Below are 15,952 nucleotides of genomic sequence, written 5' to 3' on the forward strand. Positions count from 1 at the left end.
CGATGGCGGTGAGCGCGATCATCGGCTCGCCACGGTTCGCTTGCAATGGGCAAAAGGCGCGCTAGCCTTTGAATGATTGCGTTAGCAAAATCGTGCCGGAAGATGCGCGAGACGGAGAAGGATGGCGATGGAGAGCAGGATGGTGCGGCCGCAACGCTCGTTGATGGCTGCGGGGCTGGCAGCGCTTGCGTGTGCCGCCTCGCCGATCGCAGCGCAGACCGGCGCGACACCCGCCGCCTCCACGCCCCCGCCCGGTACGATCGATAGCGGGTATCAGGACAGGCCGCTGGGTCCGATCACGCGGTTCGACGGAGCGGGCGCGGGTGCGGTCAAGACCGGGCAATATCGTAACCTGTTCGCCGAACAGCTCGGTCTGACCGACGCCCAGACTCGGGCGAAGATCGATGCGGTGTTCCACCAGCTGTTCTACGGAGATGGTCAGGAACAACGGATCTATTTCGAAAGCGGCGCGAACGCGAACGGGCCGTTGGCGTATGTGACCGACTGGGCCAATAACGACGCCCGGACCGAGGGCATGAGCTACGGCATGATGATCGCCGTCCAGCTTGGCAAGAAGCGCGAGTTCGATGCGCTGTGGAACTGGTCCAAGACGTACATGCAGATCACCGACCCGCAGAATCCATCGATCGGCTATTTCGCCTGGTCGATGGGGACGGACGGATCCCCGCGGTCGACGGGCGCCGCGCCCGACGGCGAGGAATATTACGCGATGGCGCTGTATTTCGCCGCGCGCCGCTGGGGGAACGGGACTGGAATCTACGACTATCAGGTGGAGGGTGACCGGATCCTGCGCGGGATGCGGCACCACCCGGTAACCAGCGGGATGTCGCCGTTCCGTATCCATCCGCAGGATCCGCCCTTCACCATGCCCGCGGCGCCATGGCCGAGCATCAACAATCGCGCGATGGCGGCGCAGGCGGCACGGGATGGAACGCCCTGGCCGCCTTTCCACCCCGACAATCGCCCACGCCACGCAACGGTCGGCCCGATGGTGGACGAGGCGCACGCAATGGTACGCTTCGTCGCCGAGACCGACGTCGGCGGGACCGATGCCTCCTATCATCTGCCGGCCTTTTACGAACTATGGTCGCGCTGGGGGCCGGTCGAGGATCGGGCCTTCTGGGCGAAGGCTGCCGATGTCAGCCGCGACCTGTTCGTACGGGTGACCGATCCATCGACCGGCCTCGCGCCGGATCGCAGCCATTTCGACGGATCGCCGATGCTGACCCGCGACGAGACCCCGGATCCCTTCGGCTACGATAGCTGGCGAACCGTCAGCAACTGGTCGGTCGATTACGGCTGGTGGGCCAAGGACGTCCGGCAGCGCGTGCTCAGCGACCGGATACAGGCGTTCCTTATCGGGCAGGGGATCGACCGGTTCGCGGACCGTTATACGCTGGACGGCACGCCGCTCTCGACCCGGCATTCACCAGGCATGGTCGCAGCCACCGCCGTCGGCGGGTTCGCGGCGACACCGGGGCCTAATTCCAGGGCGTTTCTGCAAAAGCTATGGGACATGCCGGTGCCGACCGGAGAGCAGCGCTATTTCGACGGCATGCTGCAATTGCTGAGCCTGATGCACTGCGGCGGGCAATTTCGGGTCGTGGATCGGCCGCAAGAGTCGCGGTGAGCTGGGTGTAGGCGCGGCGCCCCGCGCCGTACGACCGCGTTCACCGCGGTGCTCGGGCGCGCAGTATGGTGCGGCGGGCCGGGTCTGCGCAGGCCGCTCGCCCGGCCGACGAACGCTTGCCGGCGACGCCTAGGGAAGCGCCAACTCGAAGGGGCCTGCCGGGAGTCCGGCGTCGTCGACCAGGTTGACGACCGGGAAGTCCGCCCAGGCATAGCGAACGCGCGTCGCAGGCCGACCATCGCCGGTCAGCGTCACGCGGTTCCCCGCGACGGTGGCCACCGCGTACCGGCATGACCCGGCCGCGGCCCCGCAAAGCTCGAACCCCGTCGCCTGCGTCGCGCTGCGCGTATGGAGCGCGCCCGTAACCCCGTCGAACGTCACGCTGACCGCGTCGCTGGTCGCGCGCGCGACGTGCATGGCGCGTGGCCCCGATGCCGACGTCGGCGTGCCATAGGCGAGCGCGCCCATCGCGCGTGCCAGGCGTCGGCCCACTTCGTGCTTCTCGCCGGGATGGATATCGAGCGGATCACCGAGATCGATCACCTGGGCCAGGGCGGCATGCCCGTCACGCTCCGCGACGCGGCGCTGATCTTCGCGGACCTGCGCGGTCCCGCTATCGCCCGGCGCGATCGACGGCGTGCCGAACCCGGGCAGCGACACGATCGCGAAGGGCAAATTGGGCACCGCGACCTGCTTGCGCCATTCCGCCATCATCGCCGTCAGCCGGTCGGCATAGCCCGGATAGGCGGTATCGGATTCCCCCTGATACCACGCCACCCCGGCGAGTCCGGTCTGGCCAAGCGGGCTGATCATCGCATTGTAGATCGTGCCCGCACCGGTAATGTCGTCCCATGGCACGCGCGGGGTGGTGCCACTGACGCGCCGGGCGACGGCATAACGCCAGCCATCGGCAATCGGCACGGCACTGCCATCAGCGAAGGTCAACTTCATCGCTTCCGCAGGGCCAGGCATGCCGCCGGTCGAATAGGCATTTTCGACGTTGATGGTGATGACGTTTACGCCAGCGTGCAGCGTTCCGGCGGGGACCGTATAGGAACGGGCGTCCCACCCGCCACGACCGCCGACAGGCTTGCCGTTGATCCAGGTCCGATCCGCATCGTCGATCGCGCCGATGGCGATCGTCGCCATCTGGCGCGCCTGGGCGGCGCTCAATGTGACGGTCTTCTGATACCAGAGCATGCCGAGATATGTCTCGAGCGCCGGGACACCCCAATTCTCGTAAAAGGTAATCCGCGGCACGGGGTGCCAGTCGAGCGCGGCGTCCGGTTGCCACGGTTCCTGTCCTGGCCTGTCGCCGGTTTTGTCGCGCCACCAGTCTTCCCACGCGCGACCCGCCGCGCGACTCGCTGCCGCGGGATCACGCGCGTACAGAGCGAGCAAATCGGCCTGCGCGCCCCGCCCGGCTGCGCGCTGGGCATCCTCGCCCATCCAGGCGGCGATCTGCGATCCGCCCCAGCTCGCATGGATCGCACCGATCGGTATGTTGGCGGCCTTGCGGAGCGCCTGCGCCATGTAGAAGCACGCGGCGGAAAACCCGCCGGTCGTCTGCGCCCCGGCGGCCGCCCAGACGGGCTGCTGTCCGAAATGGTCGAGCGGTTTTGCCGATGTCGCCTTTGCGATCGTCACGAGCCGAAGCTGATCGTCCGCGGAACCCATCGTCTGGCCAAAGCCGTCCTGCGCGCGCTCGACCGTCATTTCCATGTTGCTTTGGCCCGAGCACAGGAAGACGTCGCCGAGCAGCACGTCATGAAGCTGCGTCGTGCCACTGGGTGCCATGACCAGCATGTCATAGGGACCCCCGGCCGGCAGCGGCGGCAGGGTCGCGCGAAAGCGTCCGTCCTTCTGCGCGCGTGTCTGGGCGGATCGCCCCCCGAGCACGACGGTGACCGCTTCGCCCGGAATCGCTTCGCCCGTCACGACGATCGGCTGATTGCGCTGGACGACCGCATGGTCGCCGAGCACCCCGCCCAGCTTCGGTGCCGCCAGCGCGCTGGTCGCAGCGGAACCGGCGAGCAGCAAACCGATGCCGGTCGCCAAGGCGCGCATCAGCGCGCGCTCACCGAAAAGCGATAGACGATGACGTTGCGATACGTCTGGCCAGGGTCAAGCCGCGCCGATCCGAGCGCCGGCTGATTGGGCGTGTCAGGGAACACCTGCGGTTCGAGCGCGAGTCCGTCGCCCTGTCGATAAGCGTGGCCCGATTTGCCGACCGCCGTCCCGTCCAGGAAATTCCCTGTGTAGAGCTGTACCCCGGGCTGGTTCGAGAGCACTTCCATCGTGCGCCCCGTCGTCGGGTCCTCTACCCTTGCGGTGAGGCGGGGTGTTTTGCTCACATCGCGCGCGATTACGAAATTCTCGTCATAGCCCTGGCCGAAGACGATTTGCGGGTCGCTCGCATCGCGGATGCGGCTGCCGATGACGGTCGGCTGGCGGAAGTCGAACGGCGTGCCGGCCACCGGGCGAAGCTGCCCGGTCGGGATCAGCGTTGCGTCGACGGGTGTCGTCATGTCGGCCGGGATGGTCAGCACCGCGTCATAGATCGAACGCTGTGCGGCTTCCCCGCCAAGGTTGAAGAAGCTGTGGTTGGTGATGTTCACGATCGTCGGCTTGGTCGTGGTCGCGCGATATTCGACCGACAATTCATTGGCGTCGTTCAGCGTATAGGTGGCCGTGACGCGCAATTCACCGGGATAGCCTTCCTCGCCATCGGCACTGGTATAGGCGAGGGTGACATGGGCCTTTGCGCCGCCTGCCGCCTCGACGATCCGCCAAAGCCGCTTGTCGAAACCTTTCACGCCGCCGTGTAAAGCATTGGTCTTGTCGTTGAGCGCCAGCGAATAGCTGCGTCCGTCAATCGAGAAACGACCGCCCTTGATGCGGTTGGCATAGCGACCGACGGTAGCGCCGAAGTAGTTCGGCGCGGCGAGATATCCCCGCATGTCCGCGTAACCGAGCGTGACATCGGCAACCCTGCCGTCGCGATCCGGGACTTCGACCGCCTGCAGGATCGCGCCGTAACTGAGGATACGGGCGCGCATGCCGTGCGCGTTGGTCAAGGTGACGGCCTCGACCGTCTCGCCATCGGCAAGCGTCCCGAACCGCGTGCGATCCGCGCTGGCGGCCTGGGCTGCAGAAGGGGCAACGGCGGCTAGAACGCCGACGGAAAGCGTCATGATTGCGATGGCCTTGAACATGAAAGTCCTTCTCCAGGGCCGGTCCGACGGCACCGTGCTTGCGCCGTTGACGTCACGGCTTGCCACTTATACTCAGACAAGATCGATCAAAGAGCAACCCCTCGAGCAAGGGTGTGGCAACGATTCGGAGAGGGATTATCGCGATGCTGCATCATGTTCGTCTTGCCTTATGCTTGGGCGTCGCAAGTCTTCCGGCAATGGCCGTTGCGCAGCAGGGCGCTGATCCCGCGACGAGCGCAACGGGAGAAATCCACGCCGATCGGCCGGGGCCACGGATGAACCGGCAGGTGTTCGGACAGTTCGCCGAGCATCTCGGGCACGGCATCTACGGCGGGATCTGGGTCGGCGAGAAATCGTCCATCCCCAACGACCACGGCTATCGGCGCGATGTGCTGGATGCGCTCAGGGCGATCAAGGTGCCGATGGTTCGCTGGCCCGGCGGATGTTTCGCCGACGAATATCATTGGCGGGACGGGATCGGTGCGCGCGCCAAGCGCCCGGTCAAGATCAACACCAACTGGGGCGGCGTCGACGAGGATAACGCGTTCGGAACGAACGAATATATGGGTTTCGTCGAGCGTCTGGGCGCCGAATCCTACGTGTCGGCGAACGTTGGCAGCGCAGCCCCAAGCGAAACCGCGCAATGGGTGGAGTATATGACGTCGCCGAGCGGGTCGACGCTGGCGAAGGAACGTGCGGCCAACGGGCATCCGGCGCCGTTCAAGCTCAACTACATCGGCATCGGCAACGAACTCTGGGGCTGTGGCGGTAACATGCGCGCCGAATATGCGGCGGACCTGACCAACCGCTACGCCCTGTTCGCCAAGGCCGGCGGTACCAACAAACTGCTCAAGATCGCGAGCGGCCCGAGCGACGCCAATTACGAATGGACCGAGACGATGATGCGTCTCGCGGGCAAGAACATCGACGGTCTCGCGCTGCATTACTACACGCGGCCGCGCGACAAGGTCTGGGGCGACAAGGGCCCTGCACTCGGCTTTTCCGAAAACGAGTGGGCGTCCACCATGGCGCATACGCTGCAGATGGACGAATTCGTCACCAAGCATTCGGCGATCATGGACAAATACGATCCCGAGAAGAAGACATGGCTGGTCGTCGACGAATGGGGCACGTGGTACGATCCGGCCCCCGGCAGCAACCCGGGCTTTCTGATCCAGCAGAACAGCGTGCGCGATGCGGTCGTCGCGGGCGTCAACCTCAATATCTTCGCGCACCATGCTGACCGCGTGAAGATGGCGGCGGTCGCGCAGATGGTGAACGTGTTGCAAGCGATGTTGCTCACCGATGGCGCGCGCATGGTCAAGACGCCGACCTATTGGGTGTTCGACCTGTACAAGCCCTGGCAGGACGCGACGGTGCTGCCGATCGACGTGACATCGCCCTGGTATCACAAGGACGCCTTTGCCTTGCCCGCGATCAGTGCATCGGCCGTGCGCGACACGGCGGGGCAGGTGCATGTCGCGCTCGTGAACCTGGATCCCACGCGCGCGATCCCGCTGTCGGTCGCGTTGACGGGAGTCGCTGCCTCCAGCGTTTCGGGAAGGATCGTGACGGGCGCGCACATGGATTCGCACAACAGCTTCGAGCAGCCCGACGTGGTCAAGCCGGCATCATTTGGTGCGGCGCAGATTGCCGGCGGAACCCTGACCGCCACGCTTCCGGCGATGTCCGTGGTGGTGCTCGACCTGCACTGAGCGACACGGCGGAACGGGGGAGGTGGGCTGATGCAACGGACGGTATCGAAACGCCTGCGCACGATCGGTCTCGGCGTCGCCGGGATCGGCCTGGCGCTCGTACCGGCGCTGGCGCTGGCGGATAATCTCGCCCCGACCGGCCGTTGGAGCGCGAACGGCGACGGAGCTGCCAGGCTGCCGCCGATGGGGTGGAACAGCTGGAACGCGTTCGGCACCGACGTCAGTGAGGAAAAGGTGATCGCCTCCGCGAAGATCATCGCGGACAGCGGGTTGGCCGCCAAAGGGTATCGGTACATCGACATCGACGATGGCTGGTGGCTCAAGCGGCGTCAGCCGGACGGGCGGATGGTCATCCGCACCGCGACCTTTCCGTCGGCGGCGGGGGCAGGGCCGGGTGGGGACACAAGTTTCAGGCCACTTACCGACCGGCTGCACGCGATGGGCTTCAAGGCCGGGATCTATTCCGATATCGGCCGCAACTCGTGCGGGCAGATCTACGCGTCGACCGCGCCCAACCAGCCCCAAGGAACCGTCGCGGAACGAGAGGTCGGGCTTTACGGACATGTCGATCAGGACATTCGTCTGTATTTCGCCGACTGGGGGTTCGACCTGATCAAGGTCGATGGCTGCGGCATTCGCGGACTGCCCGCCAGCAGCAAGCTCGTCCAGGCCGGCACGTACCGGGCGTTCGCACCGATCATCGATCCGGAGTCGCTCGGACGTACCGATATCCCGACGGTACGCGGACTGTATCAGTCGGTCGGGGCGGCGTTGAAACGCTATAACCCCGACCGCGACTATCTCTTCTCGATCTGCCTGTGGGGATCGGCGGACGTACGCGCGTGGGGCAAGGACCTGGGCAACATCTCGCGGACCAGCGAGGACATTTCGCCCAAATGGTCGCGGATGCTGCACAATTTCGATACCGTGTCGCGCCGCGCGCTCTATGCCCACGCCGGGTCGTGGAATGACCCGGACATGCTGTTCGTCGGCACCGGCGACTTCGACGTGCAGCATCTGGAGGAGGCGCGCAGTCATTTCGCCTTGTGGGCGATGGAAAACGCGCCGCTGTTCATCGGTTACGACCTGCGCAAGGCATCACCCGCGCTGATCGGCCTGCTCGGAAACACGCGGATCATCGCGCTCAATCAGGACCCCGCGGGCAACCAGGCAGTGCTGGCCTATGATACCGACGACGTCCAGATCCTGGTCAAGACGCTGGCAAGCGGCGAAAAGGCTGTCGCGATCTTCAACCGCAACGCCGTCTCGACCGACGTCGTGCTGACCGCGGCGCAGCTCAAATACACCGACACGGCCCAGGTCGTGCTAGACGATGTGTGGACGGGGCAGAAGCGTGACTTTCGCGACGAGACGAAAATGACGCTAGCGCCGCATCAGACGCGGGTGTTCATCGCGCGCGGCGAGCGCCAGTTGCCAGCGGGGCTGTACTTGTCCGAGCAACCCGGCAGCGTAAACCCCGCCGTGGATGGCGTGACGGTTCCCGAGCACGAACCGATCGCGCATCGGGCGATTTCCGCCTGGAGCGGGACACGCGGCGGGGGGGATCGTCCGCGCTATGGCGGCTGGGGCGGGGCGCAAGCCGACACGACGCCTTATGGCGAGACGCTGCAGGTTGCCGGGCACAGCTTCGCTACCGGCATCGGCATCCTGGCCAATTCACGAATAGAGGTCCGCAACACCGGGTTCGACCACTTCACCACGTTGGTCGGCGTTGACGATTCCGCGCGCGACCGCAGCGAGCCGGTGCGGTTCTCGGTCTATGGGGATGGCAAGCTGCTGCGCCAGTCGGCGGCCATGCGGTTCGGAGATGCGGCGGCATCAATGAAGGTCGATGTCCGCGGGGTAAAGATCATCGAGCTGGTGGCGCGGACCGCACGGCCTATGCGCTTCCCGGATCCGGTCACCTGGGCAGAAGCAGCGCTGACGCGGTAACCGGGTGAACCGACGGCCGCGCCGGGAATCAGGTCTCGCCGACCAGCTGCGCGCGTTGAGGCAAGTCCGGCCAGGGCACCAGACCGTCGGCTGCGGCGGTGCCACCCATATAAGCGGTGGAGTCGCAGAATCGACGGACTGATGGACTGTGCGTAATGACCAGCACACCCTGACCGGTCCGATCGAGACGCGCCTCGATCCGCGCCAGCACGGCATGCTCGGTCTGCGGGTCGAGTCCCTCGGTCGGTTCGTCGAGGACCAGCCACGGCGCCGCCGACAGCAATGCGCGGGCGAGCGACAGCCGGCGCTTCTCGCCGCCTGAAAGCCGCGCGCCATTCTCGCCGATCCAGGCATCCAGCCCGTCCGTCAGGCCGGCGACACAGATATCCAGGGCGGCATCATGAAGCGCATGCCACAGCGCTGCGTCGCTGGCATCCGGATCGGCAAGCAGCAGATTGTCTCGCACCGTTCCGGCGATCAGATGGGCATCCTGCGGGGCGAAAGCGAACAGTTCGCGCGCCTGGCTGGCGGGGATGTCGGTGATATCCACGCCGCCGATGCAAACCCGATCGCGCGCCGCCGGACGCAATCCGAGCAGGGTCTCGACCAGGCTGGTCTTGCCGCAGCCGGACGGTCCCACGAGCGCGATCCGCTCGCCCGGGTCGAACGTCGCGTTTCCCAAGTCGGCAAACCACAGTTCCAAGGCAAGCGGGTCCGGCGGACGCGGGCGTGCGCACCTGGTTTCCGACTGCCGCAGCAGTCGGTCGAGCCGCGCGGTCGCCGTGGTGACGCCGGCGCGCTCGCCGAGGTCGCGGATCAACGGGGCGATGCCGTCCACCCCCATTGCAGCCGCCAGCGCCGCCAAGGCGGCGGCCGCCGCCCCGGCGGGAGCCGCCAGGACGAAGGCGGCACTCGCCGCAAGCGCCGTCGCGATCGCGAGTAAGACGTCGAGCCAGCTCGACGCATCGACCCGCGCCAGCTGCGCGGCGGACAGGGTTTCGCTACAGATCGCGACTTCGGCGGTGGCGCGATCTTCCATCCCGTAGCAGCGCAGTTCAGCTGCCGCGGCGCCGTAGCGTGCTATCCTGTCCTTGAGCGCGCCGTTCGCCAGCAGGACGGCGGCCGCCGGCTTTCCCAGCCTTCGGGCCATCAGTGCCGCCGCAGCGATCGTTGCGGCCAGCACGGTCAGGACCGCAAACAGCGTCGCGGTGCCCGCCACGAGCGCCAGCGCTCCGCTCGAAAGGATGGCCCCGAGGAGCGACCAGATCGCCGACCGGCGGACCACCGATGCCTCGATGACGGCGACATCCTGGACGAGGCGAGCGCTGGCTTCCCCGGTGGACAGGGCGCGGGCGCGTCCGGGCGGCGCCGCCGCGATCGCGCCGAACAGGGCCGGGCGGATGCGAGCGAGCATACCGAGCGCCGCATCATGCGCGTTCAGCCGCTCGCCGTAGCGCGCGCCGGTGCGGACAATCGCGAGCAACCTGATGCCAACGGCCGGCAGCATGTAATTGAAGAGATGTGCGGCGCCCGTCATGGCGGCGAGCGCGGCCGCGGTCAGGAACCAGCCAGACAACCCCAGCAGCAGCACCGTCGCGACCGACAGGGCAAGCGCGCACGCCGCAGCACGGTCAAGATCGCGGCGTCGGGCGCGCGCCGCCGCGCGCAGTAAGGTGGCGAGGGGCGAGGCGGATCGCGGGATCATCGGCAATCCAGCGCGATGACCCGGCCGGCGATCGCGGCGAGGGCAGGGCTGTGCGTGGCGATCAGCACCGTCCGGCCACGGCACGCGTGGCGGATGGTTGCGATCATCGCGGTTTCGGCACCACGATCGAGATGCGCGGTCGGTTCGTCGAGCAGCAGCAGCGGGCCTCGCTTGAGCATCGCGCGCGCCAGTCCGATGCGCCGCCGCTCACCGCCGGACAGGCCGCTGCCACGCGCATCCAATTGCGCGTGCAGGCCGCCCCGGCGCCGTCCAAGAACCGGCATCAGGCCTGTCATTGCTGCCACCTGGGCGATGGCGTCCGGGTGGGCACCGGGATCCGATAGCGCGATGTTGTCGGCGATCGTTCCCGGCAGTAGCAACGGAGCCTGGCCCGACCACGCCGCCATCGCCGCGAGCGACGCATCCGGGGGCAGCGTCTGGCCATCGATCTCCACCCGCCCCGCGCTGAGCGGTGCCAAGCCTAGCAGCAGATGCAGCAGGCTCGACTTGCCGCTGCCCGACGGCCCTGTCAGGGCGATGATCTCGCCCGGGGCGATGTCGAGCGTCAGGTTTTCGAGCGCGGCGTGGTCGGTCCCGGGATAGCGGATCGTGACGCGGTCGAACGTCAGCCGGGGCGGGCCATCGCCGGCGCGGATCCATGCGGGGGGGCGGGGGGCTTGCGCCGCCACGACGCCCGCGATCCGTTCCGCGGCGGTCTCGGCAGCCTGGCGGTCATGATAGGCCGCGGCCAGGCGCCGCATCGGCGCATAGACCTCCGGCGCCAGCGCGAGAACGAAGAACGCCCGGCCGAGCGTGAGGTGTTCGGGCACGTTGACGGGCAACAGTCCGAGCAGATTGAACCCGGCATAGACGGCGACCAGCGCAACCGAGAGCGCGGCGAAGAATTCGAGAGCGGCAGACGATACGAACGCGACGCGCAAGACGCGCATCGTCTGCGCGGCGACCGCATCGGATGCCGCCGCGATGCCGTGCGTCTCGCGTTCGACCGCGCCGAACGCGAGGATGACGGGGAGGGCGCGGACCCGATCGGCGAAACGGATCGACAGTCGCGCGAGCGCCTCGAACTGACGGCGCGACTCCGCCGCCGCTGCGCCCCCGGCCAGCGCCATCGCCGCGATGAACGGCAGCAGGGTCAGCAGCAGGATCGCCGCGGAAACCGGACTGGCGATCCCGATCGCTGCCCCGACGATAAGGGGCGCGATGCGCGCGGCCCGCCGCGCCGGAAGGAAGCGGGCGACATAGCCATCGATGGCTTCCACTTCGTCGACCGCCCCGGTCATCGCCGCGCCCGTCGTCCCGTTACCCGCAAGCGGGCGGAACAGTGCGGCAACCACTCGTTCGCGGACGTCTTGCTTGGCACATTGCGCGTCGCGCGCAGCGACGCGTGCCGATGCCCACGTCTCGGCCCCGCGGATCGCACCGCCGAGCAGCATCAGGCCGATCCACCCTGCCACCGGAGCCGATCCCGCCGCGACCGTCGAAACCGCCCCCGCGATGCCGCCGGCGAAGACGACCGCACCGCCGGTATCGATCAACAGCAGCAGCACCGGCAGGCGCGAGGCATGCCGCGCCAAATCCGATAGAACGGGGCGCGGCTGGTGGCCGGGAAGGACAGCACTGGTCATGACCGCTGCCTAGAACAGGGGGGACGGCGGTCGAATACGGGAAACCGCGTATTCCGGCCGACACCCCTGCACGGTTAGCCGGATTGCCAGGGGCGGCTCACTATTGCTTGGGCCCGGAGGGCTTTGTCATGGACTTCAGTGTCGTCGATTTATCGCGACTTCAGTTTGCGCTGACCGCGCTGTACCACTTTCTGTTCGTCCCGCTGACGCTCGGCCTGAGTTTCATGCTGGTCATCATGGAATCGCTGTACGTGATGACCAATCGGCCGATCTGGCGCGTGGTCACGCGGTTTTGGGCGAAGATCTTCGGGATCAACTTCGTCCTGGGCGTTGCCACCGGGCTGACGATGGAATTCCAGTTTGGCACCAACTGGTCGTATTTTTCGCAATATGTTGGCGACGTGTTTGGCGCGCCCCTGGCGATCGAGGGGCTGATGGCCTTTTTCCTCGAGGCGACCTTCGTCGGACTGATGTTCTTCGGGTGGGAAAAGCTCAGCAAGCGGCAACATCTGTTCGTAACGTTCATGGTCGCGGTAGGCTCGAACCTGTCGGCGCTGTGGATCCTGATCGCGAACGGCTGGATGCAGAATCCGGTCGGTGCGCGTTTCAATACCGATACGATGCGGATGGAAGTGACCGATTTCGGCGCCGTCCTGTTCAACCCGGTTGCGCAAGCGAAGTTCGTGCACACAGTCAGCGCGGGGTATGTCATCGCCTCGGTGCTCGTGCTCGGGGTTTCGGCCTTCTACCTCCTGCAGGGGCGCTGGACGCAGGTCGCAAAGCGATCGATGACGGTCGCCGCGGCTTTCGGGCTCGCGTCGTCGCTGTCGGTGGTCGTTCTCGGGGACGAGAGTGGCTATGCGCTCACCGACAACCAGAAGATGAAACTGGCCGCGATCGAGGCGGCATGGCACACCGCGCCGGCCCCGGCCGGCTTGACGCTGTTCGGGCTTCCCGATCTCAAGACGCGGACGACGCGGTATCAGGTCGAAGTCCCGTGGGTGCTCGGTCTCATGGCGACGCGGAGCCTCACGGGCGAAGTCACCGGCATGTCGGAACTGGTGCTCAAGGCACACGAGCGAATCACCTCGGGACAGGTTGCCTATCGCGCGGTCCAGGTGCTGAAGCACGCACCCACCGACAAAGCTGCGCGTGCCGCCTTCGAGATGCACAAGCGCGATCTCGGCTATGCACTGCTGCTGAAGCGCTATGTCGCGGATCCCGCTGCCGCGACGCCGGCCATGATAGATGCCGCCGCCTGGGACACGGTGCCCAGCGTCCCGCTGATGTTCTGGTCGTTTCGTATCATGGCGGGGATCGGGTTCGTGATGATCGCCCTCTTCACTGCCGCCTTCCTCATCTCGACCGCCCGGCGGCACGACCGCTACCGCTGGTTCCTGCGTCTGGCGGTCGCGGCGATGCCGCTGCCGTGGATCGCCGCGGAACTCGGCTGGGTGGTTGCCGAACTGGGGCGGCAGCCATGGGCGATCGACGGCGTGCTGCCGACGTTCCTGGCGATGTCGTCGCTGACCCCGGCGATGCTGATCACGACGATCGTCGGTTTCACCGCGCTCTACGGGGTGCTGGCGGTGATCGAGGTTCGCCTTGTCCTCGCGGCGATCGCCCACGGCCCGATCGAGGGGCTGCCGGATGCCGCGCCAGACCCGCTGCCCGACCCCGCCGGCGCCCGGCCCATCCCTGAACTCGTTGCCTGAAGGAGGATCCGACCATGGCATTTCTCGACTATGAACTCCTCCGGCTGATCTGGTGGACGCTGCTTGGCGTGTTGCTCATCGGCTTTGCCGTCACCGATGGCTTCGATCTCGGCGTTGCCGCGCTGCTGCCGTTCATCGCGCGCGACGACGTCGAGCGGCGGATCGTGATCAATGCGATCGCGCCGACGTGGGAAGGGAACCAGGTGTGGTTCATCCTGGGCGGCGGGGCGATCTTCGCGGCATGGCCGCTCGTCTATGCGATCAGTTTCTCCGGCTTCTACCTCGCGATGTTCCTCGTGCTGGCAGCGCTGATCCTGCGACCGGTGGCGTTCAAATACCGCTCCAAGTCGGACAGCCCCAAATGGCGCGGACGATGGGATTGGGCGTTGTTCGTCAGCGGACCGGTGCCCGCGCTGGTGTTCGGCGTTGCGGTCGGCAATGTCCTGCAGGGTGCCCCGTTCCGGGTCGACGATGACCTGCGCGCGACCTATGTCGGCGGCCTGCTGGGCCTGTTCACCCCGTTCACCTTGGTCTGCGGACTGTTGTCGGTGGCGATGCTGGTGCTGCACGGCAGCGCCTGGCTGGCCGTGAAGGTGGAACGCGGGTCGATCCATTATCGGGCCCGGGCCTTCGGCACGGTCGCCGCAGTGGTGTCGCTGCTGTTGTTCGCGGTCGGCTGGGGCTTCGTGGCGGCTGGCAATGGGTATGCGGTGCAGGGGAGCGTCGATCCGCTCGGCCCGTCGAACCCGACACGCATGACGACGGTGATCCAGCAGGGCGCATGGCTCGCCAATTATGGCCGTCATCCCTGGATGATCCTAGCACCGGTGCTCGGCTTCGGCGGAACGGCGCTCGCACTGGCGGGAATCCTGGTGCGCCGTGAGGCGGCGGCGCTGGTTGGGTCCTCGGTAGCGGCGTGCGGCATCATCGCGACGGTCGGCGTATCGATGTTCCCGTTCATCCTGCCGTCGAGCATCGATGCGCATTCGAGCCTGACGGTGTGGAATGCCTCGTCGAGCCAGGCGACGCTCGGGCTGATGCTGGGGGTGACGGTCGTGCTGTTGCCGATCGTGTTGCTCTATACCGCCTGGGTCTACCGCGTGATGTTCGGTCGGGTCAAGACCGCGCAGGTCGTGGCCAACGTCGACCTGTATTGATCAATCGCCTTGGGAGTGATGCACATGTGGTACTTCAGCTGGGTTCTGGGTCTCGGCCTCGCGGTCGCGTTCGGCATCCTCAACGGCCTGTGGCACGAACTGGAATTGCCCGCGGACGATTGAGGGACAAAAGACTGGAGCAAGACGGCAGAAGGCCGCCTCGGGATACCGGGGCGGCCTTTTGCACGGGACAGCTATCGCCTCGGCGACCGGGTATCGGTCGGAGGCGGACCTCGGTCGGTCAGGCTGGCCCACAACAGGATCGCCATGAACACGATCATCGCCCCGACCGCGAGATAGAGAAACCCATCGGCATCGCTGTGCATCGTCCTGCTCCTTTCGCAGGACCGCGTTCTGCCACGGTACCCCCTGGGCTACATTTGACCGGGGTCAAACCGCACGACCTCGGCCGTGCGGTTCCGGGAAGCTAGAGCCGTATTCCCACACCGATGCCCGCGACGATCGGATCGACGTGAACCCGTGCCCGGTTGACCGCGGCGCCGGTATCGAGACGTGCGGTGGTGTTGATATCGATGTATTTCACATCGAGATTGACGAACATGCGGCGGGAAATGTCCACGTCGATCCCGGTCTGGAGGGCATAGCCGAAACTATCGGTGAGATGGACGTCCGTCGCACCGATCGCGCCGACCAGCGAATCGCTCGCCCTCGCGTGATAGAAGATCGTGTAGTTGACCCCAGCGCCGAGATACGGCCGAACATGGCTCTTTGGCGCGAAGTGATATTGGAGCGTCAGTGTGGGGGGCAGCACCCAGGTGCTGGCAACCTTGTCGAGGGCCGCGATCGTGCCGCGTCCGCTCACGCTATGCTTGGTCGTCGCCAGGATCAACTCGGTGCCGATGTGATCGCTGAGCATATAGGTAAAGTCGACTTCCGGCGCGACGCTGCTGTCGACGCCCAGGTGACTGCCGGGAAAGCCGGGGGTGACGGCGCCGCTGCGTTCATTGGGCGCGACCACGATGGCGCGCGCACGGATCAGGACATCGCCCTTGCTGATTTGCGCCTGCGCCGGGATCGCTATGCCGATCGCGATCGCTACGGCCAGGAGTGAAGTAAACTGCATGATGTCTCTCCGGTGTTCGTGACGGGAACCCGGGTAGCGGCAGGACAGAGCGGTCGGTTTGCGCGGCGACAAGCGCGCAGCTACGTAAGATTACGGCGATCCTCCACCGCT

Annotated in this window: 12 protein-coding genes; 6 read left to right on the forward strand and 6 right to left on the reverse strand. The window is 66.4% G+C overall.

The window, feature by feature from the left end; all coding sequences use genetic code 11:
* Positions 1-127 precede the first annotated feature (127 nt).
* On the forward strand, positions 128-1,651 hold the full coding sequence (locus tag L8K25_RS16825) for a glycosyl hydrolase family 8 (protein WP_242140128.1): 1,524 nt from the start codon (positions 128-130) through the stop codon (positions 1,649-1,651).
* Positions 1,652-1,780: 129 nt separating this feature from the next.
* Here L8K25_RS16825 and L8K25_RS16830 read toward each other — a convergent pair whose 3' ends face one another.
* Both L8K25_RS16830 and L8K25_RS16835 read right to left on the reverse strand, forming a co-directional pair.
* Positions 1,781-3,718, reverse strand: a complete 1,938-nt coding sequence (locus tag L8K25_RS16830) for a sialate O-acetylesterase (RefSeq protein WP_242140129.1) — start codon at positions 3,716-3,718, stop codon at positions 1,781-1,783.
* A complete protein-coding gene (locus tag L8K25_RS16835; protein ID WP_242140130.1) occupies positions 3,718-4,866 on the reverse strand; it encodes an aldose epimerase family protein in 1,149 nt (382 codons plus the stop codon). Before L8K25_RS16835 ends, L8K25_RS16830 begins: the two co-directional genes overlap by 1 nt.
* 197 nt (positions 4,867-5,063) lie before the next feature.
* Here L8K25_RS16835 and L8K25_RS16840 point away from each other — a divergent pair, with 197 nt between their 5' ends.
* The gene (locus tag L8K25_RS16840; protein WP_242140131.1) at positions 5,064-6,581 is read left to right on the forward strand and encodes an alpha-L-arabinofuranosidase C-terminal domain-containing protein; all 1,518 of its coding nucleotides are present in this window, start codon (positions 5,064-5,066) and stop codon (positions 6,579-6,581) included.
* Positions 6,582-6,611: 30 nt separating this feature from the next.
* Positions 6,612-8,534: an NPCBM/NEW2 domain-containing protein gene (locus L8K25_RS16845; protein WP_242140132.1), complete on the forward strand. Its 1,923-nt coding sequence runs from the start codon at positions 6,612-6,614 to the stop codon at positions 8,532-8,534.
* A 28-nt stretch (positions 8,535-8,562) separates the two neighbouring features.
* Here L8K25_RS16845 and L8K25_RS16850 read toward each other — a convergent pair whose 3' ends face one another.
* Both L8K25_RS16850 and cydD read right to left on the reverse strand, forming a co-directional pair.
* Positions 8,563-10,239, reverse strand: coding sequence for an ATP-binding cassette domain-containing protein (locus tag L8K25_RS16850; RefSeq protein ID WP_242140133.1), 1,677 nt, complete (start codon positions 10,237-10,239; stop codon positions 8,563-8,565).
* Entirely contained in the window at positions 10,236-11,885 is a 1,650-nt protein-coding gene (gene cydD / locus L8K25_RS16855) for a thiol reductant ABC exporter subunit CydD (protein ID WP_242140134.1), read from the reverse strand. The genes L8K25_RS16850 and cydD overlap by 4 nt, the downstream gene beginning before the upstream one ends.
* Positions 11,886-12,013: 128 nt before the next feature.
* Between cydD and L8K25_RS16860 the strand changes: the two genes are divergently transcribed.
* From L8K25_RS16860 to cydX, 3 genes are read left to right on the forward strand one after another with little or no spacing between them, the layout of a single operon-like run.
* Entirely contained in the window at positions 12,014-13,600 is a 1,587-nt protein-coding gene (locus L8K25_RS16860) for a cytochrome ubiquinol oxidase subunit I (RefSeq protein WP_242140135.1), read from the forward strand.
* A 14-nt stretch (positions 13,601-13,614) separates the two neighbouring features.
* Positions 13,615-14,757: a cytochrome d ubiquinol oxidase subunit II gene (gene cydB, locus L8K25_RS16865; protein ID WP_242140136.1), complete on the forward strand. Its 1,143-nt coding sequence runs from the start codon at positions 13,615-13,617 to the stop codon at positions 14,755-14,757.
* Positions 14,758-14,781: 24 nt separating this feature from the next.
* Positions 14,782-14,880 (forward strand): cytochrome bd-I oxidase subunit CydX, encoded by a 99-nt coding sequence (cydX, locus tag L8K25_RS16870; protein WP_242140137.1) that lies wholly within the window; start codon positions 14,782-14,784, stop codon positions 14,878-14,880.
* Positions 14,881-14,951: 71 nt separating this feature from the next.
* Here cydX and L8K25_RS22735 read toward each other — a convergent pair whose 3' ends face one another.
* Together L8K25_RS22735 and L8K25_RS16875 are read right to left on the reverse strand one after the other, a co-directional pair.
* Entirely contained in the window at positions 14,952-15,083 is a 132-nt protein-coding gene (locus tag L8K25_RS22735; protein ID WP_277923682.1) for a hypothetical protein, read from the reverse strand.
* Positions 15,084-15,184: 101 nt separating this feature from the next.
* On the reverse strand, positions 15,185-15,841 hold the full coding sequence (locus tag L8K25_RS16875) for an OmpW family outer membrane protein (protein WP_242140138.1): 657 nt from the start codon (positions 15,839-15,841) through the stop codon (positions 15,185-15,187).
* Between the last annotated feature and the right edge of the window lie 111 nt (positions 15,842-15,952).

The sequence above is a fragment of the Sphingomonas sp. TREG-RG-20F-R18-01 genome (genome assembly GCF_022662475.1).
In the GTDB taxonomy this organism is placed as follows: domain Bacteria; phylum Pseudomonadota; class Alphaproteobacteria; order Sphingomonadales; family Sphingomonadaceae; genus Sphingomonas.

Coding starts and splice junctions, on each gene's coding strand:
- L8K25_RS16825 (WP_242140128.1), top strand. CDS start 128: ATGGAGAGCAGGATGGTGCGGCCGCAACGCTCGTTGATGGCTGCGGGG.
- L8K25_RS16830 (WP_242140129.1), bottom strand. CDS start 3,718: ATGCGCGCCTTGGCGACCGGCATCGGTTTGCTGCTCGCCGGTTCCGCT.
- L8K25_RS16835 (WP_242140130.1), bottom strand. CDS start 4,866: ATGTTCAAGGCCATCGCAATCATGACGCTTTCCGTCGGCGTTCTAGCC.
- L8K25_RS16840 (WP_242140131.1), top strand. CDS start 5,064: ATGGCCGTTGCGCAGCAGGGCGCTGATCCCGCGACGAGCGCAACGGGA.
- L8K25_RS16845 (WP_242140132.1), top strand. CDS start 6,612: ATGCAACGGACGGTATCGAAACGCCTGCGCACGATCGGTCTCGGCGTC.
- L8K25_RS16850 (WP_242140133.1), bottom strand. CDS start 10,239: ATGATCCCGCGATCCGCCTCGCCCCTCGCCACCTTACTGCGCGCGGCG.
- cydD (WP_242140134.1), bottom strand. CDS start 11,885: ATGACCAGTGCTGTCCTTCCCGGCCACCAGCCGCGCCCCGTTCTATCG.
- L8K25_RS16860 (WP_242140135.1), top strand. CDS start 12,014: ATGGACTTCAGTGTCGTCGATTTATCGCGACTTCAGTTTGCGCTGACC.
- cydB (WP_242140136.1), top strand. CDS start 13,615: ATGGCATTTCTCGACTATGAACTCCTCCGGCTGATCTGGTGGACGCTG.
- cydX (WP_242140137.1), top strand. CDS start 14,782: ATGTGGTACTTCAGCTGGGTTCTGGGTCTCGGCCTCGCGGTCGCGTTC.
- L8K25_RS22735 (WP_277923682.1), bottom strand. CDS start 15,083: ATGCACAGCGATGCCGATGGGTTTCTCTATCTCGCGGTCGGGGCGATG.
- L8K25_RS16875 (WP_242140138.1), bottom strand. CDS start 15,841: ATGCAGTTTACTTCACTCCTGGCCGTAGCGATCGCGATCGGCATAGCG.